The sequence below is a fragment of the Streptomyces camponoticapitis genome, assembly GCF_014646115.1.
Taxonomy (GTDB): Bacteria; Actinomycetota; Actinomycetes; order Streptomycetales; family Streptomycetaceae; genus Streptomyces; species Streptomyces camponoticapitis.
This window is the reverse complement of the sequence record NZ_BMMV01000019.1, coordinates 34,212-55,137: the sequence shown is the minus strand read 5'-3', so window position 1 is coordinate 55,137 and position 20,926 is coordinate 34,212. Positions and strand designations below refer to the sequence as shown.

Below are 20,926 nucleotides of genomic sequence, written 5' to 3'. Positions count from 1 at the left end.
CGTCGTCATGATCTTTCACAGCGAGTACGCGGATGTCGCACCGGTCGACCTGCCGATCCACGACGCGGTTCTCGGCCGCGCGGCGGAGTTCGGCGAGACCGTCGCCCTCGTGGACGGTACGAACGGCACCACCGTCACCTACGCCCAACTGGACCTCTTCCACCGCCGTACCGCCGCCGGCCTGCGGGAGGCCGGTCTGCGCGAGGGCGACGTACTGGCCCTGCACAGCCCCAACACCGTCGCGTATCCGGTCGCGTTCTACGGGGCCACCCGCGCCGGGGCCTCCGTCACCACCGTCCATCCGCTGTCCACCGCCGAGGAGTTCGCGAAGCAGCTCCGGGACTCCTCCGCGCGGTGGATCGTCACGGTGTCGCCCCTGCTCGAAGTCGCCCGCAGATCGGCGGAGTTGGTGGGCGGCATCGAGGAGATCTTCGTCTGCGACCGGGCGCCGGGCCACCGTTCGATCCTCGACATGATCGCCACCGATACCGGCGTGGCCGTCGACATCGCCATCGACCCCGCCGAGTCCATCGCCGCCCTCCCGTACTCCTCCGGCACCACCGCCTCCCCCAAGGGCGTCATGCTGACGCACCGCTCGATCGCCACCAACCTCGCGCAGCTCGACCCCGTCATGCCCATGCGCCCCGGCGACCGCATACTCGCGGTGCTCCCCTTCTTCCACATCTACGGCCTCACGGCCCTGATGAACGCTCCCTTGCGGAAAGGCGCGACCGTCGTCGTACTGCCGCGCTTCGAACTCGACCAGTTCCTCGGCGCGATCGAGACGCACCGGATCAACGGCCTGTACGTCGCCCCGCCGATCGTCCTCGCGCTCGCGAAGCACCCGGCCGTCGCCCGCTACGACCTCTCCTCCCTCGACTACATCGTCAGCGCCGCCGCGCCCCTCGACGCCCGCCTCGCCGCGGCCTGTTCGGCCCGGCTGCGGCTGCCGCCCGTCCGCCAGGCGTACGGCATGACCGAGCTGTCACCGGGCACGCACGTCGTCCCGCTCGACGCCGACGACCCGCCCGCCGGAGCCGTGGGCAAGCTCCTGCCCAGCACCGAAATGCGCGTGGTCTCCCTCGACGACCCCGGCAAGGACGCCCCCGTCGGCACCGACGGTGAAGTACTCATCCGGGGCCCGCAGGTGATGAAGGGCTACCTGGGCCGCCCCGAGGAGACCGCCCACATGATCGACACCGATGGCTGGGTCCACACCGGCGACATCGGCCGCGTCGACGCCGACGGCTGGCTGTTCGTGGTCGACCGGGTGAAGGAGCTCATCAAGTACAAGGGCTTCCAGGTCGCCCCCGCCGACCTCGAAGCACTGCTGCTGGCCCACGAGTCCATAGCCGACGCGGCGGTCATCGGCGTCCAGGACGAGGACGGCAACGAGATCCCCAAGGCGTACATAGTCCGCCAGTCCGGAGCGGCCGGACTGACGGAGGCGGACGTCATGTGCTACGTCGCCGAACACGTGGCCCCGCACAAGAAGGTGCGCCGGGTCGAGTTCATCGGGGGAGTCCCCCGGGCTGCCTCCGGCAAGATCCTCAGACGCGAACTGCGGACACGGGAGGAGCGCGAGAGTCAGCCGGAGACCACGTGACGGCCCACGGGGTTGTCCGGTGAGTCCAGCCAAGCCCGCTCGCCGTCGGAGTCCACGGTCAGGCCGAACCGGTCGAAGCCGGGTCGTTTCTGCTCCACCCACCACCTGTGCGCGGCTTCCACTTCGTCCCACAGGCGCCGGGGGCCCGATTGGTACACCTTGGCTTCCTTCCGGCCGTCGCGGAACACCACGACCGCCCACGACGTGTCCGAGAGTCCGTAGAACCACACGGCCCGCCTGCCGTCACGTTCGCGGTCGACGGTGTGCGCGACGTCGGGCACGCGCAGGCCCAGAGCGAATCCGGTCACGTCGAAGGGTCCCGTGCCCCGGAGTTGGGCCTCGGCCATCGTTGTGAACGACGTGTCCGCGGCGTCCATCGCGCCCGCCGGTACGTGGGCGTCATGCCGGGGCCACACGAACCGCTGAGAGCGCATGCGCATGAATGCCACCGGCCGGGAGAACGGTCCTGACGCACTCCGGCGGTCTTCGGCGACCACCAGGCGGGCCGTGGCTTCGCCAGGCCCGTAGTAGGTCCCCCAGGGAACGAGGATCACCCCTTGCGGGCTGGACTGCTCCACCCACGCGAACGGAATCCTTCGCAGACCACAGATGGCGATCAGACGGTCGTACGGGGCCCGTTCCGGGTACCCGAGGAAGCCGTCTCCGTGCACCACTTCCACCGGGAGTCCGAAGCGGTTCAACGACTCCTGTGCCCCGGCCGCGACGGCGCGGTCCACTTCCACGGTGACGACGTTCCCGGCACCGAGACGATGGGCGAGAAGCGCCGCGTTCCATCCCGTGCCCGCGCCGATCTCCAACACGCGCTGGCCTGGCCTCACATCAAGGTCGGCCAGCATGGAGAAGACCAGGCTCGGCATGGACCAGGACGAACTGAACACCTTTCCGGGCTCGTTGCCGTCGTGCGCGCCCTCGTCCCATTGGGTGACGATGGGGGCGTCCGAGTCGGCGTACCTCTGCCAAGCCTGTGGGTCCTGCCCTTTGTCGACGGTGACATTTCGGCCGGTAGTCATGTCGTGCGGCCACATCACGTCCGGCAGGAAGCGGGAGCGGGGCACGTCCTGATAGGCCCCGGCCCAATCGGGCGCCACAGAACCCTCGTTCAGGAGGAGACGGCCCAACTCCTCACGGGTGGGCCGCCCCGCCTGCTCATCGGAGGTCGTCACTTCCGGTGGTCTCCGTCGCCGGGAGGCGTCGTACCGTCCGGGTGCGGCTCGTCGGTCGGTGACCACGGCTGACCGGGGTGCCCGTCCCCTTCGCCCTCGTCTCCGCCCTGCCCGCTGCCGTGTGCGAATTGGGTGCTCAGTCGAATGTTCACTGTTCTCCTCCGTGCGAGGCATGGAGCCTCATTGTGTGGTCCTCCCGTACGCCGACGAGACCTTCGCGACTACGGGTGTTGACGTCGGCGACGCGGGCGCTGAGCAGTTCGGCCGGGGTCAGCAGCCGGACGTGGGCGGGGTCGGCGTCCCACTCGCGTCCGCCGCCGAGCGGGCGGAGCTGGACGTACGGGCCCTGGCGGGCCATTACGACGCCGACGCGGTCCCGGGCCGTGTCGTGGACGGTGTCCCCGACCCGGACACCGTCTGTCACCGGCCGGCGCCTTCCACGATCACTGCCGCGAGCGCGAGGGCGACGGGTGCGGAGCAGACACCGAGATGGACCAGGGCGTAACGCGTGGCTTGTCCGGCGTCGCTGTCGTCGGTGACCGGCCACGGCGTACGGACATCCATCGCGGGCAGTTGAATACCGACGCTCGTCAGCGCCGCTGCCGGCACATCCCGCGCGTCGACCGCCTCCTGAATCTTGTCGGTGGCGACGCGCTGCGGGGTGCGGCGGGGGAGCGGGGGCTTGGAAGTCGCTGGCGTCATGGGGGGGGGGCTCCTTCGGCTGATCGTTGTGCGGTTTCTCCGCCCGGCACGCTTGACGTGAATTACCGTGCGTGAGGGTCTCGTTACGAGGATGTGCCCGCCGGGGCCCCGACATCGCCGTTGGCCTTCGCTGCTTCCGGCGCGGGCGGAGCAACTTCCACACCTTCCACGGAGGGCAGCGCCATGCCGACCAGACGAGTGGTCACGGGCCGCAGCAGGGAACCCCCCGCGCGGTTCGCCGAGGAACTGCGCTTACTGCGCACCGCGCGGGGTCAGAGCCTGCGTCAGCTCGGCGAACGGCTGGGCTGGGACTGGTCGTTGTTCGGCAAGATGGAGAAGGGCGAGACGCTGGGCGGCCCGGAGGTCGTCCAGGCGCTCGACACGTACTACGGGACCCCGGGGTTGCTGCTCGCGCTGTGGGAATTGGCGGTGAGCGACAAGTCGCAGTTCCGGGAGGGCTATCGGCGCTACATGGCGCTGGAGGCGGAGGCGACGAGCCTGTGGCACTTCGCGGTGAGTGTGCTGCCGGGGTTGTTGCAGACGGAGGGCTACGCCCGGGAGTTGCTGGCGGCGGGTGGCCTCAAGGGCGAGGAGCTGGACCAGCAGGTTGAGGCGCGGATGGGGCGGCGGGAGCTCCTGGAGGGGGACAGCGCGCCACCGTTCCGAACGATCCTGTCGGAGTCGGTGCTGCGGACGCCGCTGACGGATGTGGGGGAGTGGCGGGGGCAGTTGGAGTACTTGGGGGCGATGTCGGAGCGGGCAGGGGTGACGGTTCAGGTATTGCCGTTCGGCGCAGGGCTGCATGGCCTGGTGAGCGCCGACATGTGGTACCTGCGACTTCCGGACGGTCGCACGGTGGCGTACACCGAGAACGGCTACCGGGGTGAACTCATCGAGGAAACAGCGCCTGTTGAGCGGTTGCAGCTCACGTACGATTCAGTACGCGACCTCGCGCTGTCCCCGGCAAAGTCGAGGAAACTCATCCTGCGTATGTTGGAGGAATTCTCGTGCGAACCGTCGACCTGACCGCCGTGACTTGGCGTAAGAGCAGCTACAGCAACCAGGACGGTGGCGCCTGTGTGGAGGTTTCCGACGACCTCGCCCCCGTCGTCCCCGTCCGCGACAGCAAGAACCCGCACGGCCCGGTGCTCATCTTCCGCGCGCCCCGCTGGGGCGCGTTCGTCGCTGCCCTGAAGCACGGCGCCTTGGGCGCCTGACCTCCCGGGCCCGGGCCCGGGGGTCGGCGTCGTTGAGTTACTCGCGGACCTGAGCGTTCAGTGTGGGATGCGCGTCATCGGTGTCCGGACCCAGGCTCGCGAGCAGGCGCAGTCCGTCCTCGGTGGGGCTGCCGGGGGCCGCGGAGAGCACCAGCAGCTCCATGCCTGATTCGTCCGGTAGCGCGAAGTTCTCCTGGTGCAGTTCCAGCAGTCCGACCAGCGGGTGCCGGTACGCCTTGCGTCCATGGGTGCGGGCGCGCACGTCCGCGCGGGCCCAGAGGCGGCGGAAGCGCTCACTGCCCATCGCCAGCTCGCCGATGAGTGAAGCCAGGCGGGGGTCATCGGGGTATTTTCCGGCGGCCAGGCGCAGATGCCCGACCACGTCGAGGGTGCATGTCTCCCAGTCCGCGTAGAGGCCGCGCTCGGCCTCATCGAGGAAGATGTGCCGGGCGGTGTTCAGGCCCGGCAGCGGTCGGCCGTAGAGGAGCCCGGCGAGGCGGTTCCCGGCGAGCACGTCCAGGCGGTGGTCCATGATCAGCGCGGGTGCGTCGGCGACCAGGCCGAGGACGCGCAGCAGCTCCGGCCGGACCCGCCCGCCCGGCGCCTTCGCGCGGCGGCGGCGCTGCCGCGCGAGCCGGTCAAGGTGCCCGCGTTCCGTCTCGTCGAGGCCGAGGACGCGGGCGAGCGCGTCGAGGACCTGCTCGGAGGGCTGGGTGGCGCGGCCCTGCTCCAGGCGTACGTAGTAGTCGACGCTGACTCCGGACAGGTGCGCGACCTCTTCACGGCGCAGCCCTTCGACCCGGCGGCGGCTGTCGGTGGGGATGCCGACGGCCGCCGGGTCGACCCGGGAACGCCTTGTCCGCAGGAAGCCCGCGAGATCGTCCATGTCCCGAGTATGGCTCCGGTAAGGCACGTGAAGGTGGCCCTGAAGGTGGTCCTGCCGGTACCAGGAAGTCCCGTCCGATGGAAGAGGCGCCCCTGTACGACGCGGCCTCGGCGGCCGAGCATCTGTGGCGACACCTTGTTGAAGGGAACAGCCATGAAGACGCTCATTGTCCACGCCCACCCCGAGCCGCATTCGCTGAACGGCTCACTGAAGGACCTCGCCGTGTCCACTCTCGAAGCCGCCGGGCACGAGGTGCGGGTGAGCGACCTGTACGCGATGAACTGGAAAGCCGTGGTGGACGCGGCGGACTTCGGCGAGCACGCCACGAGCCCGCTGCGGGTGGTGCCGAGTTCGGCCGGGGCATACGACGCCGGCGCGCTCACACTCGACGTGGCGGCCGAGCAGGAGAAGCTGCTGTGGGCCGACACGGTGGTCTTCCAGTTCCCGATGTGGTGGTACACGATGCCGGCGATCCTCAAAGGCTGGGTGGACCGGGTGTTCTCCTTCCACTTCGCGTACGGAGTCGGAGTGCACGACGAGACGCGGTACGGCGAGCGTTTCGGTGAGGGGACGCTACAGGGGCGGCGGGCGATCCTGTCGGTGACCGTCGGGGGTCCGGAGTCCCACTACACCGATCGCGGGATCAACGGCCCCATCCAGGACCTGCTGTTCCCGATTCACCACGGGATCCTGTACTACCCGGGATTGGAGGTGCTGCCGCCGTTCGTGCTGTACGGCGCCGACAAGATCACCGGCAGCGACTTCGAGGACGCCGCGAAGGCGTGGACGGAGCGGCTGCTGTCGCTGGAGACGACCGAGCCGATCGCGTTCCGGCGCCAGAACTTCGGTGACTACGAGATCCCGTCACTGCGTTTGAAGGAGGGCCTGGAAGTGCCGGGCCGCAAGAGTTTCGGCCTGCACGTGCGCGGTTAGCCGACTCGCCCAGGACCGCTGACCAATACCGTCCAGCGACACCGTTCAGCCCCCACGCTGATCACCGGGGCGTACGGAAGGAGCCGGTGTGGGGCGGGACTTGGGTCCGGTCGGGTCGGCGGGGCGGGAATACCGTGGGCTCGCTTGATTGATTCCGCGCACGCTGTCACTCTCTGAACCTTCGCATCCGGACCGCGAAAGGGAGACGGAGACCACGTGACGCTGGTCGCGACCGCGCACGAGCGCGGTATCACCACCTTGACCATGGACGCGCCCGCGAAGCGCAACGCCCTGTCGGCGCGGCTCGTCGACGAGTTGGCCGACGGGCTCAGTGGCTGCGCCGGGGATCCGTCCGTACGGGCCGTGGTGCTCAGCCACACCGGTACCACCTTCTGCGCGGGCGCCGATCTGAAGGAGCCGCCGAACCCGTACACCTTCGTCGCGCTCATGCGGCAGATCGTCGCGCACCCGAAGCCCGTCGTCGCCCGTGTCACCGGCCATGTGCGGGCCGGTGGCCTGGGGCTGCTCGGGGCGTGCGACATCGTGATCGCGTCCAGCGACTCGGACTTCGCCTTCACGGAGGTGCGGATCGGCGTCGCGCCCGCCGTCATCTCGATGCCCCTGCTGCCCCGCATGGCGCCGCGCGCCGCCGCCCGCCACTACCTCACCGGGGAGACCTTCGGCGCGGCCGAGGCCCTGACCGACGGGCTGATCACCGAGGTCGCCGACGACGTGGACACCGCGCTCGCCCCGCTCCTCGACGCCCTGCGAAGAGGCTCCCCGCAGGGCCTGGCCGAATCGAAGAAGTTGCTCAACGCGCGGGTGCTGGAGACCTTCGAGCAGTACGCGGAGGATCTCGTACAGCGCTCCGCGTCGCTCTTCGCCACGGCCGAGGCCCGCGAGGGCATGGCGGCGTTCGTCGAGCGGCGGGACGCGGCATGGGTTCGGTAGCCGCGCCCAAGCAGGACCGCAGCCGTGTCACCCGCAGGCGACTGCTGGAGGCCGCGGTGGCATGCCTGGCCGAACACGGCTGGGCCGGTTCGACCGTCTCGGTCGTCGCCGAACGCGCCGGGGTGTCGCGCGGCGCGGCGCAGCATCACTTCCCCACCCGCGAGGACCTGTTCACGGCGGCCGTCGAGTACGTCGCCGAGGAGCGCACCAGCGCCCTGCGCGGCCTCGTGCCGACCGGGCCCGACCGCCGCCGCGAGGTGGTCGAGGAGGTCGTGGCGCTCTACACCGGCCCGCTGTTCCGGGCCGCGCTGCATCTGTGGGTCGCCGCGTCCAACGAGGAGCAGTTGCGGGCCCGCGTCACCGAACTCGAAGGGCGCGTCGGGCGCGAGGCGCACCGGATGACCGTCGAACTGCTGGGCGCGGACGAGTCGGTGCCCGGCGTGCGCGAGACGATCCAGGGGCTGCTGGACATGGCGCGGGGGCTGGGCCTGGCCACCCTGCTGACGGACGACACGCAGCGGCGGAAACGGGTGGTGGCGCAGTGGGCGAGCATCGTGGACACGGCGCTCGGCTGACGGCTCCTCATGTCCGCTTGCGGTCAGGTTGACGAGGCCGCCCTTCCGGCGGGCTGGTACCTGCTCGACGCCTGATCCGGTCGGATACGCCGGAAGGCACCGCGCGCCACGCGGTGCCTTCCGGTCGGTGACCGAGGACGTCTCCGTCAGGACGCGATGTCTTCGTAGCCCTCGATCTCACGCGGGTCGCGCGGCCCCGGACCCACGTACCGCGCCGACGGCCGCACCAGCCGCCCCGTCCGCTTCTGCTCCAGGATGTGCGCCGACCAGCCCGCCGTACGCGCGCAGGTGAACATCGACGTGAACATGTTCGCGGGCACCTCCGCGAAGTCCAGCATGATCGCCGCCCAGAACTCCACGTTCGTCGCCAGCACCCGGTCCGGACGGCGCGCGTGCAGCTCCTCCAGCGCCGCCTTCTCCAGTGCCTCCGCGACCTCGTAACGCGGCGCGTCCAGCTCCTTCGCCGTACGCCGCAGCACGCGGGCGCGCGGGTCCTCCGCCCGGTACACGCGGTGGCCGAAGCCCATCAGCCGCTCGCCCTTGTCGAGCGCCTGCTTCACATAGGCCGTCGCGTCGCCCATCCGCTCGATCTCCTCGATCATGCCGAGGACGCGCGACGGGGCGCCGCCGTGCAGCGGGCCGGACATCGCGCCGACGGCTCCCGAGAGGGCCGCGGCGACGTCCGCGCCGGTCGAGGCGATGACGCGGGCGGTGAAGGTCGAGGCGTTCATGCCGTGCTCGGCCGCCGACGTCCAGTACGCGTCGACCGCCTTCACATGCCGGGGGTCGGGCTCCCCGCGCCAGCGGATCATGAAGCGCTCGACGACGGACTCCGCCTTGTCGATCTCGCTCTGCGGCACCATCGGCACGCCCTGCCCGCGCGCCGACTGCGCCACGTACGACAGGGCCATCACCGCGGCCCGCGCCAGGTCGTCGCGGGCGGTGCGCTCGTCGGTGTCGAGGAGCGGTTTGAGGCCCCAGACGGGGGCGAGCATGGCGAGCGCCGACTGGACGTCTACGCGGATGTCGCCGGAGTGGACGGGGATGGGGAAGGGCTCGGCCGGCGGCAGCCCGGGGTTGAAGGCGCCGTCGACGAGCAGGCCCCACACGTTCCCGTACGAGACGCGGCCGACCAGGTCCTCGATGTCGACGCCCCGGTAACGGAGGGCGCCGCCCTCCTTGTCCGGTTCGGCGATCTCCGTCTCGAAAGCGACGACTCCTTCGAGCCCGGGTACGAAATCGGACATCAGGCGGCTCCTCTGGTGTGACTGACGCGGAAGCGGTCGGCTGAACCGGACGACGGCTGACGGCCTACGGCCCGCGCATCCGATGTCAGAAGTTGTCGGAGCCGATACGGATCCACGGTCGAACTCGTACGACTCGCGGTCCGGAACGGTCATCCGTTACCACCGTCCTGCCCAGCACGGACATCGAATCAACCATGCCACGGCTCCGGCATTGCGGGAGTATGGGTCGCGTGCCTCACACTCCGTCCGCCGAGACCCCCGACCCCGCCGTGATGCGCGAGCAGTACCGCGCGGCCGCCTTCCTGGAGACCGACCTCGCCGCCGAGCCGATGGACCAGTTCGCGAGCTGGTTCAAGGACGCGGTGGCCGGCGGTCTGCACGAGCCCAACGCGATGGTCGTCTCCACCGCGACCCCCGACGGCCGCCCGTCGTCCCGCACCGTGCTGCTCAAGGCCTACGACCGGCGCGGCTTCGTCTTCTTCACGAACTACGGCTCCCGCAAGGGCAGGGAGATCGAGGCGAACCCGTACGCCGGCATCCTCTTCCCCTGGCACGCGCTGGGCCGCCAGGTCGTCGTGACCGGTACGGCGTCCCGTGTCGGTCGCGCGGAGACGGCGGCGTACTTCCGCACCCGCCCGCACGGCTCCCAGCTCGGTGCCTGGGCGAGCGAGCAGTCCTCGCCGGTCGGCTCGCGCGCGGAGCTGCTGGAGCGGTACGAGGACCTGGCCGCCCGCTACCCGGCGGGCGAGCCGGTGCCGGTGCCGCCGTACTGGGGCGGCATACGGGTCGTCCCCGAGACGGTCGAGTTCTGGCAGGGGCACGAGAACCGGCTGCACGACCGGCTGCGGTACGTGGCGGAGTCCGGCGGCTGGCGGGTGGAGAGGCTCTGCCCGTAAGCGTGCCGTCACGGGCGGGGCTCCTGGGCGGGAACGCAGACGACCCGCGTGCTCAGGTTCCTCCGGGGAGGAGCCGGCCGGACTTACCGGCGAGCACGCGGGTCGGGTGACTGCTTGGATTGGGCCGGTGGTTCACCGGCACCGCACGAGTGCGACGACGGGCGTCAGCCCGCAGCCACCTCACTTGTCCGGATTGAAATCACTTCCGAACCACCTCCCTTCTAGTGTGCTCACCACCCTAGGAAGTGGTCCCGCGCCCCACAAGTGATTATTTGGATTTCCACCGCACAACGATTTCGGTGAACAAGGTGTGTGCTGGGTCACCCTGGAGTTGAATGATCGTAGGTATGACCGAGCAGGCGGCAGGGGGTGCCAGGGATGAGTGCTTCCCGGAGTGAGACCACTCGCCCGCCCGGCTCCGACGGACCGGAATCCGGCGCGGCCGAGGTGGAGGGCCCGGGCGGCGGGCCCGGCGCGGATCTGCTCGCCGCGCTGCTCGACGGGATGGACGCGGCGCTCTGCGCGTTCGACGCCGACGGCGTCATCACGCACTGGAACCGCGAGGCCGAGCGGATACTCGGCTGGTCCGCCGACGAGGCCGTGGGCCGGCGCGGATTCGCCGGCTGGGCCGTGCGCAGTGCCGACGCGGACGAGGTGCACGGGCGCCTGATGTCGGCGATGGGCGTGCCGGGACGGGTGGTGCACGAGTTCGCTCTGCTGCGCAAGGACGGCAGCCGGGTGCTCGTACGGACACAGTCGGCCGGTGTGCGCGGGGCGGACGGCAGGCCCGCGGGGGTGTACTGCGCGTTCAGCGAGGTGCACGCGCTGATCGACCTGGAGCGGTCCATCGCGCTCAGCGAGGCGCTGTTCGACGACGCGCTGTGGGGCGTGGTCCTGGTCGACGTGGATCTGCGCCCGACCGTCGTGAACGGGCATGCCGCGCGTGCGCTCGGCTCGGGCCGTACGGCGCTGCTCGGGCGGCCGCTCGGCGAGACCGTCGTGCAGGGTGTCGAGGAGCTGGAGGGCGCGCTCCACCACGTACTGGCGGAGGGCGCGCCGCGCTCGCTCGCGGAGCTGTGGGTGACGCTGCGCACGCAGGACGGGAGCGAGCGGCGGCGGTGCTGGCGCAGCGGCTTCGTCCGGCTGGCCTCCCCGCTCGCCGAGGAGCCGGTGCCGCTGGGGGTCGGCTGGCTCTTCCAGGACGTCACGGAGGCGAGGCTCGCGGCGCAGGAGGCGGACAAGCTGCGCTTCCGCACCAGCCAGCTGCACCGCGCGGGGCGGGCCGCGGGCGAGTGCGAGGACCCGATGGAGGCGGCGAGGGTCTGCCTGGACTTCGCGCTCGTGGGCTTCGCGGACCACGCGCTGATCGATCTGGTCCTGGACGGACCGGCGCCGGCCGCGCCCTACGGCGCCACCTCGACCGGCGACGTGCCGCCCACCCGGCTCGTACGGGTGGCGGCGACGCCGGGCGGTTCGGCCGGGCCCTGTCTGCCGGTCGCGGCCGGCGGGATACCCGTGCGGTACCGGGAGGGGCACCCGGCCCTCCAGGCGGTGGCCCGCACGGGCTCGGTGCGCGCGAGCGCGCCCACGGGCGCGTCGACGACCCCGACCTGGTCGGTCTCCCGCCAGTGGCCCCCCGACTCCGTGCACGCGCTCTGCACGGTGCTGCGGAGCCGGGGCAGGACGCTGGGCGTGGTCACTTTCCTGCGGGGCGCGACCCGCCCGTCGTTCGAACGCCAGGACGCGGTGTACGCGGAGGACGCGACGTCCCGCATGGCAACGTCCCTGGACCTCCTGTCCCAGCTCCACCCGGAGGGCCGTCCGGACACCTGAGAGCGCGGGAGCGGGGCCCGTGTCCACCGGCCAGGAACGCCTGACGGCCGCGAGCCCGGCGCTCACCGGTGAGCCGGCCGGACGCCGATCCGGCTGGTGCCCCGCCCACCGGCCTCAGTGGCGGTAGAAGATCCGGTCCCCGTACTCCGTCATCACCCGGCCGTTCCACGCGTGGCCGCCGTCCACGTTGCCCGAGCGCAGCAGTGGCGGTTCGATGCCGCGTTCGACCAGGCCGCCTGCCGCCGTCGCCACCATCGCCTGCATCAGCGCGCTCGTCACGACCGTCGACGCCGGCGCGAACGGTGCCTCGATGCCGTCCGCCGACAGCTCCGCGTCGCCCACCGCGATCTTGCTGTCGAGGACGATGTCGCAGTGGTCCTTGAGGTATGTCCCGGACGCGTGACGGGACTTCGTCTCCGTCGCGTACGCCACCGACGTCACGCCGATCACCTTCAGACCCAGCGCCCGCGCGTTCAGCGCCATCTCCACGGGGAGCGCGTTGCGTCCCGACAGCGAGATGATCACCAGGACGTCGCCGGAGGTCGCCGGGCTGGAGTCCAGCACCGCGCTCGCCAGACCGTCGACCCGTTCCAGCGCGGAGCCGAGCGTCGCGGGCATCACGTCGACGCCCATCACCCCCGGCACGTTGAGGAGGTTCATGACGGCGAGACCGCCCGCCCGGTAGACGACGTCCTGCGCGGCGAGCGAGGAGTGCCCGGCGCCGAAGGCGAAGACACGGCCGCCGGAGGCCACGGTCTCGGCGATCGCCTTGCCGGCCGCTTCGATGTTCGCGGCCTCCTCGTCGCGTACGCGCTCCAGCAGACCGATCGCGGCGCCGAAGAACTGACCGGCCAGCGTGCTCTCGCTCATCGAGAGACCCTTCCGTAGGGGGCGGAGAAAAGGGCGGAAAAGGAAGACGGACAGGGGAGGGAATGCCTGTGCCGCGGATCACGTTGCGGTCTGGACCTTTACCGTGTCAATACGGCTTCGCCTTCGGCGGCTTCCCGCACGGCACGGTTGTCGGTGCGATGCGTCAGAATTGAGCACGGGGCCTGCGCACGGTTGTTTTCATGTCACAGCATCGAGGGGCACGTATGTCCGGACTGATCGACACGACGGAGATGTATCTCCGCACCATCCTCGAACTCGAAGAGGAAGGTGTGGTCCCCATGCGCGCCCGGATCGCGGAGCGGCTGGATCAGAGCGGGCCGACGGTCAGCCAGACCGTGGCGCGCATGGAGCGGGACGGACTGGTGCAGGTCGCGGGCGACCGGCACCTGGAGCTGACCGAGGAGGGGCGCCGGCTGGCGACGCGCGTGATGCGCAAGCACCGCCTCGCCGAGTGTCTCCTGGTCGACGTGATCGGCCTGGAGTGGGAGCAGGTGCACGCGGAGGCCTGCCGCTGGGAGCACGTGATGAGCGAGGCGGTCGAGCGGCGGGTCGTCGAGCTGCTGCGGCACCCCACGGAGTCGCCGTACGGGAACCCGATCCCGGGCCTGGAGGAGCTGGGCGAGCACGCCGGGGCCGATCCCTTCCTCGACGAGGGCATGGTGAGCCTGGCCGATCTGGACCCGGGCGCCGAGGGCAAGACGGTCGTGGTGCGCCGGATCGGCGAGCCGATCCAGACCGACGCCCAGCTCATGTACACGCTGCGACGGGCGGGCGTGCAGCCCGGCTCCGTGGTGAGCGTGACCGAGTCGCCCGTCGGCGGGGTGCTCGTGGGCAGCAGCGGAGAGGCCGCCGAGCTGAACTCCGAGGTCGCCTCGCACGTCTTCGTCGCCAAGCGCTGACTCCTCCCGGGGACCCGGACCTCGGTCCCGGGTCCCCGGGTCGGGGGTCCTGGCACCCGGGCTCGGCTGCGGAGAGTATTCCTCCCGCGACGGAGAATACGAATTCCCGGCGGAATGGCAGCGGGCGGGCGATTCGCGTGCCAGGCTGGCTCGGGGGCATATGACCTGAGGGCAGCGGTCGCGGACTTTCGATACGCGGCCGAGGAGGGAGCGGGGCTGTGCGCCTGACGCTTGTCGCTGTGCCTGTCGCCGTGTCCGGCGCGCCCGCCGCGGCCGGGGTGCCGGACGGCCCGCCCGCGTGCGCCGTACGTGCCGTACGCCCCGGACCCGCCAGGACCTCGTACTTCTCGCACTCGTCGCACGGCAAGGGCCCCGGCGCCTTGCGGCGCCGGGGCCTGTCCTCCCCGCTTCCGACCCGGAGCCCCGAGCTCCCAGGGTCGGTCCCCACGGACCCTCATCCCCGAGTGGTCCGCCTCCCGCTGAAGATCTCCCCCGCCCCGCTCAGGACAACCATTGACCACCGTCACTCGAACGAGCGGTGTTGGGCGCGGCAGCCACGTTTTCGAATGGGAGTTCGATAGTCTGGGCAGCCGCACGACCGAACGGCACGGAATCGGGCCGGTGCCATCGGACTCGACCACTCAGGACCGAAGGGGGTGCCAGGACACATGGTGCAGCGTATCGATGTGAGCGGATTCGACGGGCTGCCACTCGCAGCCTGGGAGTTCACCGACCAGCCCAGGGAGCGGGACGAGACCGGGCGCACCCCGGGCGTGCTCCTGCTCCACGGCCTGATGGGCCGCGCCTCGCACTGGGCGGCCACCGCGCGCTGGCTGTCCGGGCGCCATCGGGCCGTCGCGCTCGACCAGCGCGGCCACGGCCTCAGCGCCAAGCCTTCCGAGGCGGCGTACACCCGCGAGGCGTACGTGTCGGACGCCGAAGCCGTGATCGAAGAGCTCGGCCTCGCGCCCGTCACCCTCGTCGGCCACGCCATGGGAGCGCTGACCGCCTGGCAACTCGCGGCGAAGCGGCCCGACCTGGTCGGGGCGCTGGTCATCAGCGACATGCGGGCGTCGGCGCTGGGGGCGGCGTCGCAGCGCCAGTGGGACGACTGGTTCCGCTCCTGGCCCCTCCCGTTCGAGACGCTCGCCGACGTACGGAAGTGGTTCGGCGAGGACGACCCCTGGCTGGAGGGGCCGAATCCGGGGCGCGGCGAGTTCTTCGCCGAGGTGATGACCGAGCGCGCCGACGGCTGGTGGCCGGTCTTCTCCCGCCGCCAGATGCTCACCTCACGCGCCACGTGGGTCTACGACGCGCACTGGGAGGAGCTGGCGCAGGTCCGCTGCCCCACCCTCGTCGTGCGGGGCCTGGACGGCGAGTTGGGCCGCGCGGAGGCGCAGGAGATGGTGCGCGTCCTGCCGCGCGGGCAGTACGCGGAGGTGGACGGCGCCGGACATCTCGTGCACTACGACCAGCCGGACGCCTGGCGCGCCGCGATAGAGCCGTTCCTGGACGGTGCGCTGACCCCGTGACGCGTTCCTGCGGCGACTGTTCTGAATCGTTTCGGATCAGACCGCCGCGCTGCCGGTGAGCCGCTGCGGGGTGATCCGGATCGTGACGCGTACGGCCTCGGGCGGCAGGTCCAGATACTCCTGCCCGGCGCCGGGGCCCTCGTACTTCTCGGCGAGGGTGACGGCCGTCCGCCGACCCGTGTCCTCGGTGACGGTGGCCGTGCCGCGTACCTCGACGTAGCTCTGCGGGTCGGACTGGTCGAACACACTGAGGCTGACCCGCGGTTCACCGGACAGGTTGGTCACCTTGCGCCGCCCGGCCTGCGAGGAGATGACCAGATCGTCGCCGTCGGTACCGACCCAGACCACGGAGGACTGCGGACTGCCGTCCGGGTTGACGGTGGACAGGACGGCGAGGTTGCGGCCGTCGAGGAGCTTCCGGGCGGTAGCGCTGAGTGTGACAGTCATACCGGCGAGCTTAAGGCCCGTGCCCGCCGGGGCTCCTGGCACCGCCCTCCTCAAGCGCTGCCCCCCTGAGCACCCGTCCCCTCAGCCCTTGCTCACCGCCGTCAGGATCTCCGGCAGCCTCGACGCCGTTCGCGGCGCCGCCAGGCGGACCCCCGCCCACGCGATCAGCGCGCCGTACGCCGTGCCCACCGGGAACACCAGCCACGTCCAGCCGTTCGCGCCCGACGCGTGCAGCGCGATCGTCAGTCCGATCACCGGCGCGCACAGCAGCGCGCCACCGAGCATGCCGCCGAGGATGGAGATCCACGCAAGCCCCGCCTGCCCCGGAGCGACGTTCTTGTACGCGCTGTCCTGCGGGATCGAGTACGGGAAACGCGCCGAGGCCACCGCACCCGTCGCCATCATCGCGCCCAGCAGCGCGAAGGAGAGCCCGAGCGCCTCGGGCAGCGCCTGCCAGTCGCCGAGCAGCGCGGCCGTGAGGATCGTCACCAGCGCCGAGTACGGCAGCGTGATCACCAGCAGGGCGAAGGCCCGCGCCCGCAGCTCCAGATACGCGTTGTGCGTCGAGGAGATCGTCAGGGCCACCATCCAGAACGCGGAGGTGTCCTGCCCGAACTGGTTGTACATCTGGATGCCCAGCATCCCCGCCGCGAAGCAGGCGAGATAGATCGAACCGTTGCCCTGAAGGGCGTTCACCAGCGGCACGATCAGACCGACCGCCAGCGAGGTGACCCACGCCGCCTTGGTCTTGGGGTCGCGCCACACGTACCGCAGACTGCGCTGCATCACCGTGCCCGTCCGCCCGGCGGGCAGCAGCCCGCTGAGCCCGGACGCCGACTCCTTGCGGGCCGGTCCGGCGGCCGCGGTGATCGTCGAGCCGTCCGGGGCGGTCATCAGCTTCACCAGCGACCGGCGCCACCAGTACAGGAGCGCGGCCAACGCGCCCAGCGACAGCAGCAGTTGCGGCACCGCCCGCCCGTACGCGCCCTCGCTCACCGAATCCACCGCGCCGATCGCCGACGCGGGCGGCAGCCACCGCACGACGTCCGCCACCGGGTCGAGCGCCGAGAGCCCGCCCGCCTCGTTGAGGCGCTGGACACCGAAGTTGACGAACTGGATACCGACGGCGATCACCAGACCGCTCAGCACGGCCAGGTCCCGGCCCTTGCGCGAGGTCAGCAGCCGGATGTTCGCCGCCGCCACGGCACGCGACAGCGCCACGCACACCAGCAGCGCCAGCGGTACGGCGAACACCGACACCACCACCGCGGCGGCGCCGTGCGCGACGGCGATCGCGGAGCCGAGCACCAGGCAGAGCGTGAACAACGGCCCGATCCCCACCAGGGACGCGGCCAGCAGCGCGCCGATCAGAGCCTGCGGCCGCAGCGGCAGCATCACGAGCCGGCTCGGGTCGAGCGTCTCGTCCCCACTGGGGAAGAAGAGCGGCAGCATCGCCCAGCCCAGGGCCACCAGCGCGGTCAGTACGACGACGAGGGTGGCCGCGCCGTCGTTCCCGCGCAGCAGGATCAGGCCGAGCAGCTGGCCGGCGGCGATCAGGAGGGCGAAGACGACGGAGACGACGTACGCGGCGGTACGGCCGGAGGACTGGCGCAGCCCGTTGCGCAGCAGCGACAGCTTCAGCCGTACGAAGACGGGCGCGAGCGCGCGCGTCCCCAGGGTCACGACGGGCGTCGTACCGGAACCGACCGCGCCGACGGGATCGGCCGCGCCCACCGCCCCCGACAGGCCCGCGCTCATCGGGCACCGCCCAGCCAGTCCAGGGACTCGCCGGTGTCGCGCCCCTGCGCGCCGACCAGTTCGAGGAACGCGCTCTGGAGCGACGGCGCGTCGCCCCGTACCTCCGCGAGGGTCCCCTGCGCGCGGATACGGCCCGCGGCCATCACCGCGACCCAGTCGCACAGCGACTCGACCAGCTCCATCACATGGCTGGAGAAGACGACGGTCGCGCCGGAGGCGGTGTAGCGCTCAAGCACGCCGCGGATCGTCTGCGCCGACACCGGGTCGACGCCCTCGAACGGCTCGTCCAGGAAGAGGACTTCGGGGTTGTGCAGCAGCGCGGCCGCCAGGCCGATCTTCTTGCGCATACCGGTCGAGTAGTCCACGACGAGCTTGTGCTGCGAGCCCGCCAGGTCCAGTACGTCGAGGAGTTGCGTGGCGCGCTTGTCGACCTCGTCACCGGGCAGCCCCCGCAGCCGCCCGGTGTAGCCGAGGAGTTCGCGTCCGGACAGCCGCTCGAAGAGCCGCAGCCCCTCGGGCAGGACGCCGATCCTGGCCTTGACCGCGGCCGGGTCGCCCCAGACGTCGTGCCCGGCGACCTGGACCCGGCCCATGTCCGGCCGCAGCAGGCCGGTCACCATGGAGAGCGTGGTCGTCTTGCCCGCGCCGTTCGGGCCGACGAGCCCCACGAACTGGCCCGCGGGCAGGTCGAGATCGATCCCGGCGACGGCGACCTGCTCACCGAAGGTCTTCCACAGCCCCTCCACGCGTACGGCGGGCGGCGCCGCCGTACGCGCCCCGCCCGCCGCCGCCTCCGGCGTCGCCGCCCGCTCTGTCCGCTCCGCCGTTCGGTCCGGTACGTGTTCCGGCATGCCGCACTGCCCTTCGGTGTCCCTTTTCGAGGTGTCGAGAAGACCCACCATAAGACCGCCCCCGCGCGGTGCTCAGGGGCGAAGGCCTCGCGCTGCCGCCGCGTCCCGCCCGCACGCGTACGCCAGCGGGCTGATCAGCTCCTCCACGTCGGGCAGCCAGCGGTTGGCCGGGGTGGGCCGCCGGGCCCACTGCACGGCGCCGAAGCCGCCGACCCGGGTGGGCGGCGCCGCCACGTAACGTGCCTCGCCCAGGGCCGACAGATCGATCGCCGGCGCCGACCAGCCCAGCTTCCGTACGAGGTCGTCCACCTTCAGCGAGCCGCCCGGCAGGACGAAGAAGAGCATCCGGCGATCGGGGGTGCAGGTGACCGGGCCGAGCGTCATCTCCATCCGCTCCATCCGCGCGAGCGCCAGGAAGCCCGCCGACTCCGGCACGTCCAGGGCGTCGAACGTGCGGCCGGTCGGCAGCAGGATCGACGCGCGGGGCTGTTTCGACCACAGCCGGCGCACGGCGACCGCGCTGCCCGTCGCCTGTGCCGCCCAGTCCGGCCGCGTGGGATGCGCCCCGGGGGACGGGCAGTCGGAGCGGGCGCACGAGCACCGCTCCCTGCCGCCCACCGCCTCCAGCCAGGTGCCGGGGAACACGTCCCAGTGCCGTTCCTCCGCGTACCGAACGGCGGTCTCCAGCAGCAGGTCGCCCCGCTGCTTGGGGATCTGCGCGGCGTCCGTGACGCCCGTCACTCCGATGGTCTTGTCCACGAAGAGCACAACTCCCGCCCGCACCCCGGGTTACGGGCGGCACGGACCGTTGCGCAGGGGCATCGATCCTGCACGCGGGGCGCACTGATGCATGGGCGGGGGCGCGTACGAGGTTGCGGCGCGTGGATGGGTAACCACAACCGGTGACCGAGGGTTGCCATTTGGGAGGCGTGAGGCGAGTCACACACACCTCGACGCCAAGCGGGCGGCGTTTCCCGAAAGTTACCGAAGATTGCTGATTTCGACCATCGCACGCATTCACGGCATCACTGCCGGGCAGTGATCACTCAGTCGATCACTGCGGCCACAGGGGGTATCCATTGGCAGCCAGGCCTCTCGTCGCCCGTCAGCCGAACGAACGGCTGCAAACACTCATCCAGGAGGCCGGCTGTTCCAACGCCGGTCTCGCCCGGCGGGTGAACATGGTCGGGACCGAGCGCGGTCTCGACCTGCGCTACGACAAGACGTCCGTCGCCCGCTGGCTGCGCGGGCAGCAGCCGCGGGGCCGGGCCCCGGGCATCATCGCCGAGGCGCTGGGCCGCAAGCTGGGGCGCACGGTCACCATCGACGAGCTGGGGATGGCCAACGGCAAGAATCTCGCCTCCGGCATCGGCCTGCAGTTCTCGCCGACCGTGATCGGCGCGATCGAGCAGGTCTGCGAGTTGTGGCGCAGCGACGTAGGCCGGCGGGACTTCCTCTCCGGATCGGCGGTGGCCTCGTCGGCGCTCGTCGAGCCGAGCAGGGACTGGCTGATCACGGGCGCGGACCCGTCGGTGGCGCGCAACACCGGTGCGCGGGTGGGGGATTCGGACGTCGCGGCGGTCGCCGCCATGACCGAGGCGCTGGTCGACCTGGACCACCGCTTCGGCAGCGGCCATGTCCGCCCGGTCGTCGTGCACTATCTGAACAGCGTGGTGTCGGGCCTGCTCTCGGGCTCGTACCGGGAAGCGGTCGGCCGCAGGCTCTTCGCCAATGTCGCCCGGCTCACCGAGCTCGCGGGATACATGGCGGTGGACACCGGCCAGCCGGGGCTCGCCCAGCGCTATTACATCCAGGCGCTGCGGCTGGCGCAGGCAGCGGGGGACCGGGGGTACGGCGGTTATGTGCTGGCCGCGTCCATGAGCCATCTCGCGGCCCAGCTCGGAAACCCGCGCGAGATCGCCCAGTTGGCGCGGGCCGCGCAGGAGGGCGCGCGCGGACAGGTCACCCCGAGGGCGCAGGCCATGTTCCTGGGCGCCGAGGCCCGGGGGCACGCCCTGATGGGCGACGCGAGCCAGTGCCACGCGGTCGCGGGACGCGCGCTCACCGCGCTGGAGCACGCCGATCCGGAACACGACGACGACCCGGTGTGGATCGCGCACTTCGACCACGCCTATCTGGCCGACGAGTTGGCGCACTGCTACCGGGATCTGGGAGAGCCCGAAGCGGCCGCCCGCCACGCGGCCGACTCGCTGTCGGGACACCCCGAGTCCCGGTCCAGGCGGCGCGCGATCGGCCTCGTCCTGCTGGCCACGGCGCAGGTCCAGCAGCGCGAGGTGGAGGAGGCGTGCCGTACGGGCACGCGCGCCGCGGAGCTGCTCGGCACGCTGCGTTCCAGCAGGGGGGCGGAGTATCTGGACGACCTCCAGCAGCGGTTGGAGCCCTACGGCTCGGAGCCCGCGGTACGGGAGTTCAGTGCCCGGCTGGAGATCCAGGCCGCGTGACACGGCTTTGCTACAACTTCCGCCGGGGGCAGGGGCGGTAGTGCTGTCGTGCGGTG

Annotated in this window: 21 protein-coding genes; 11 read left to right on the top strand and 10 right to left on the bottom strand. The window is 71.3% G+C overall.

Going from position 1 to position 20,926, the window contains the following annotated elements; genetic code table 11:
* The first annotated feature begins 7 nt into the window (after window positions 1-7).
* Window positions 8-1,606, top strand: a complete 1,599-nt coding sequence (locus tag IEY79_RS25740) for a 4-coumarate--CoA ligase family protein (RefSeq protein ID WP_189109985.1) — start codon at window positions 8-10, stop codon at window positions 1,604-1,606.
* On the opposite strand, the gene IEY79_RS25735 is transcribed toward IEY79_RS25740, so the two are convergent.
* The 3 genes from IEY79_RS25735 to IEY79_RS25725 form a co-directional block, all read right to left on the bottom strand.
* Complete coding sequence (locus tag IEY79_RS25735) at window positions 1,588-2,790, bottom strand: methyltransferase domain-containing protein (protein ID WP_229701120.1); 1,203 nt, start codon at window positions 2,788-2,790, stop codon at window positions 1,588-1,590. The two genes, IEY79_RS25740 and IEY79_RS25735, sit on opposite strands and share 19 nt — an antisense overlap.
* Before the next feature lie 148 nt (window positions 2,791-2,938).
* Window positions 2,939-3,214: a hypothetical protein gene (locus IEY79_RS25730; RefSeq protein ID WP_189109984.1), complete on the bottom strand. Its 276-nt coding sequence runs from the start codon at window positions 3,212-3,214 to the stop codon at window positions 2,939-2,941.
* Window positions 3,211-3,492: a hypothetical protein gene (locus IEY79_RS25725; protein WP_189109983.1), complete on the bottom strand. Its 282-nt coding sequence runs from the start codon at window positions 3,490-3,492 to the stop codon at window positions 3,211-3,213. The genes IEY79_RS25730 and IEY79_RS25725 overlap by 4 nt, the downstream gene beginning before the upstream one ends.
* Window positions 3,493-3,675: 183 nt before the next feature.
* On the opposite strand from IEY79_RS25725, the gene IEY79_RS25720 reads away from it, so the two are divergent.
* Both IEY79_RS25720 and IEY79_RS25715 read left to right on the top strand, forming a co-directional pair.
* Window positions 3,676-4,518 carry a helix-turn-helix domain-containing protein gene (locus tag IEY79_RS25720; RefSeq protein ID WP_189109982.1) on the top strand — a complete coding sequence of 281 codons (843 nt, stop codon included), beginning with the start codon at window positions 3,676-3,678 and terminating at the stop codon, window positions 4,516-4,518.
* Window positions 4,500-4,709, top strand: a complete 210-nt coding sequence (locus IEY79_RS25715) for a DUF397 domain-containing protein (protein WP_189109981.1) — start codon at window positions 4,500-4,502, stop codon at window positions 4,707-4,709. The genes IEY79_RS25720 and IEY79_RS25715 overlap by 19 nt, the downstream gene beginning before the upstream one ends.
* Before the next feature lie 37 nt (window positions 4,710-4,746).
* Here IEY79_RS25715 and IEY79_RS25710 read toward each other — a convergent pair whose 3' ends face one another.
* The gene (locus IEY79_RS25710) at window positions 4,747-5,595 is read right to left on the bottom strand and encodes a helix-turn-helix transcriptional regulator (RefSeq protein ID WP_189109980.1); all 849 of its coding nucleotides are present in this window, start codon (window positions 5,593-5,595) and stop codon (window positions 4,747-4,749) included.
* Window positions 5,596-5,748: 153 nt separating this feature from the next.
* Between IEY79_RS25710 and IEY79_RS25705 the strand changes: the two genes are divergently transcribed.
* From IEY79_RS25705 to IEY79_RS25695, 3 genes are all read left to right on the top strand, one after another.
* Window positions 5,749-6,528, top strand: coding sequence for an NAD(P)H-dependent oxidoreductase (locus IEY79_RS25705; RefSeq protein ID WP_189109979.1), 780 nt, complete (start codon window positions 5,749-5,751; stop codon window positions 6,526-6,528).
* 216 nt (window positions 6,529-6,744) lie between these two features.
* Entirely contained in the window at window positions 6,745-7,479 is a 735-nt protein-coding gene (locus IEY79_RS25700) for an enoyl-CoA hydratase family protein (RefSeq protein ID WP_189109978.1), read from the top strand.
* Window positions 7,467-8,054: a TetR/AcrR family transcriptional regulator gene (locus tag IEY79_RS25695; protein ID WP_189109977.1), complete on the top strand. Its 588-nt coding sequence runs from the start codon at window positions 7,467-7,469 to the stop codon at window positions 8,052-8,054. Before IEY79_RS25700 ends, IEY79_RS25695 begins: the two co-directional genes overlap by 13 nt.
* A gap of 146 nt (window positions 8,055-8,200) precedes the next feature.
* Here the strand turns inward: IEY79_RS25695 and IEY79_RS25690 are convergent, their stop codons facing one another.
* Window positions 8,201-9,301, bottom strand: a complete 1,101-nt coding sequence (locus tag IEY79_RS25690; RefSeq protein ID WP_189109976.1) for a citrate synthase 2 — start codon at window positions 9,299-9,301, stop codon at window positions 8,201-8,203.
* A gap of 272 nt (window positions 9,302-9,573) precedes the next feature.
* Between IEY79_RS25690 and pdxH the strand changes: the two genes are divergently transcribed.
* Together pdxH and IEY79_RS25680 are read left to right on the top strand one after the other, a co-directional pair.
* Window positions 9,574-10,197 carry a pyridoxamine 5'-phosphate oxidase gene (gene pdxH / locus IEY79_RS25685; protein ID WP_189110089.1) on the top strand — a complete coding sequence of 208 codons (624 nt, stop codon included), beginning with the start codon at window positions 9,574-9,576 and terminating at the stop codon, window positions 10,195-10,197.
* Between the two features lie 378 nt (window positions 10,198-10,575).
* Window positions 10,576-12,030 (top strand): PAS domain-containing protein, encoded by a 1,455-nt coding sequence (locus IEY79_RS25680; RefSeq protein WP_189109975.1) that lies wholly within the window; start codon window positions 10,576-10,578, stop codon window positions 12,028-12,030.
* Window positions 12,031-12,144: 114 nt separating this feature from the next.
* On the opposite strand, the gene IEY79_RS25675 is transcribed toward IEY79_RS25680, so the two are convergent.
* Window positions 12,145-12,900 carry an SIS domain-containing protein gene (locus IEY79_RS25675; protein ID WP_189109974.1) on the bottom strand — a complete coding sequence of 252 codons (756 nt, stop codon included), beginning with the start codon at window positions 12,898-12,900 and terminating at the stop codon, window positions 12,145-12,147.
* 224 nt (window positions 12,901-13,124) lie between these two features.
* Here IEY79_RS25675 and IEY79_RS25670 point away from each other — a divergent pair, with 224 nt between their 5' ends.
* Window positions 13,125-13,820 carry an iron-dependent transcriptional repressor DtxR gene (locus IEY79_RS25670; protein WP_189109973.1) on the top strand — a complete coding sequence of 232 codons (696 nt, stop codon included), beginning with the start codon at window positions 13,125-13,127 and terminating at the stop codon, window positions 13,818-13,820.
* Between the two features lie 668 nt (window positions 13,821-14,488).
* On the top strand, window positions 14,489-15,352 hold the full coding sequence (locus IEY79_RS25665; protein WP_189109972.1) for an alpha/beta fold hydrolase: 864 nt from the start codon (window positions 14,489-14,491) through the stop codon (window positions 15,350-15,352).
* Window positions 15,353-15,388: 36 nt separating this feature from the next.
* Here the strand turns inward: IEY79_RS25665 and IEY79_RS25660 are convergent, their stop codons facing one another.
* From IEY79_RS25660 to IEY79_RS25645, 4 genes are all read right to left on the bottom strand, one after another.
* A complete protein-coding gene (locus IEY79_RS25660) occupies window positions 15,389-15,799 on the bottom strand; it encodes a PPOX class F420-dependent oxidoreductase (protein WP_189109971.1) in 411 nt (136 codons plus the stop codon).
* A gap of 81 nt (window positions 15,800-15,880) precedes the next feature.
* A complete protein-coding gene (locus IEY79_RS25655; RefSeq protein WP_229701119.1) occupies window positions 15,881-17,557 on the bottom strand; it encodes a transporter in 1,677 nt (558 codons plus the stop codon).
* The gene (locus IEY79_RS25650; RefSeq protein WP_189109970.1) at window positions 17,554-18,408 is read right to left on the bottom strand and encodes an ABC transporter ATP-binding protein; all 855 of its coding nucleotides are present in this window, start codon (window positions 18,406-18,408) and stop codon (window positions 17,554-17,556) included. Before IEY79_RS25650 ends, IEY79_RS25655 begins: the two co-directional genes overlap by 4 nt.
* A 72-nt stretch (window positions 18,409-18,480) precedes the next feature.
* Window positions 18,481-19,176, bottom strand: a complete 696-nt coding sequence (locus IEY79_RS25645) for a bifunctional DNA primase/polymerase (protein WP_373292626.1) — start codon at window positions 19,174-19,176, stop codon at window positions 18,481-18,483.
* 311 nt (window positions 19,177-19,487) lie between these two features.
* Between IEY79_RS25645 and IEY79_RS25640 the strand changes: the two genes are divergently transcribed.
* Window positions 19,488-20,870, top strand: a complete 1,383-nt coding sequence (locus tag IEY79_RS25640; RefSeq protein ID WP_189109968.1) for an NsdA family TPR-like regulatory protein — start codon at window positions 19,488-19,490, stop codon at window positions 20,868-20,870.
* The last annotated feature ends 56 nt before the right edge of the window (window positions 20,871-20,926 follow it).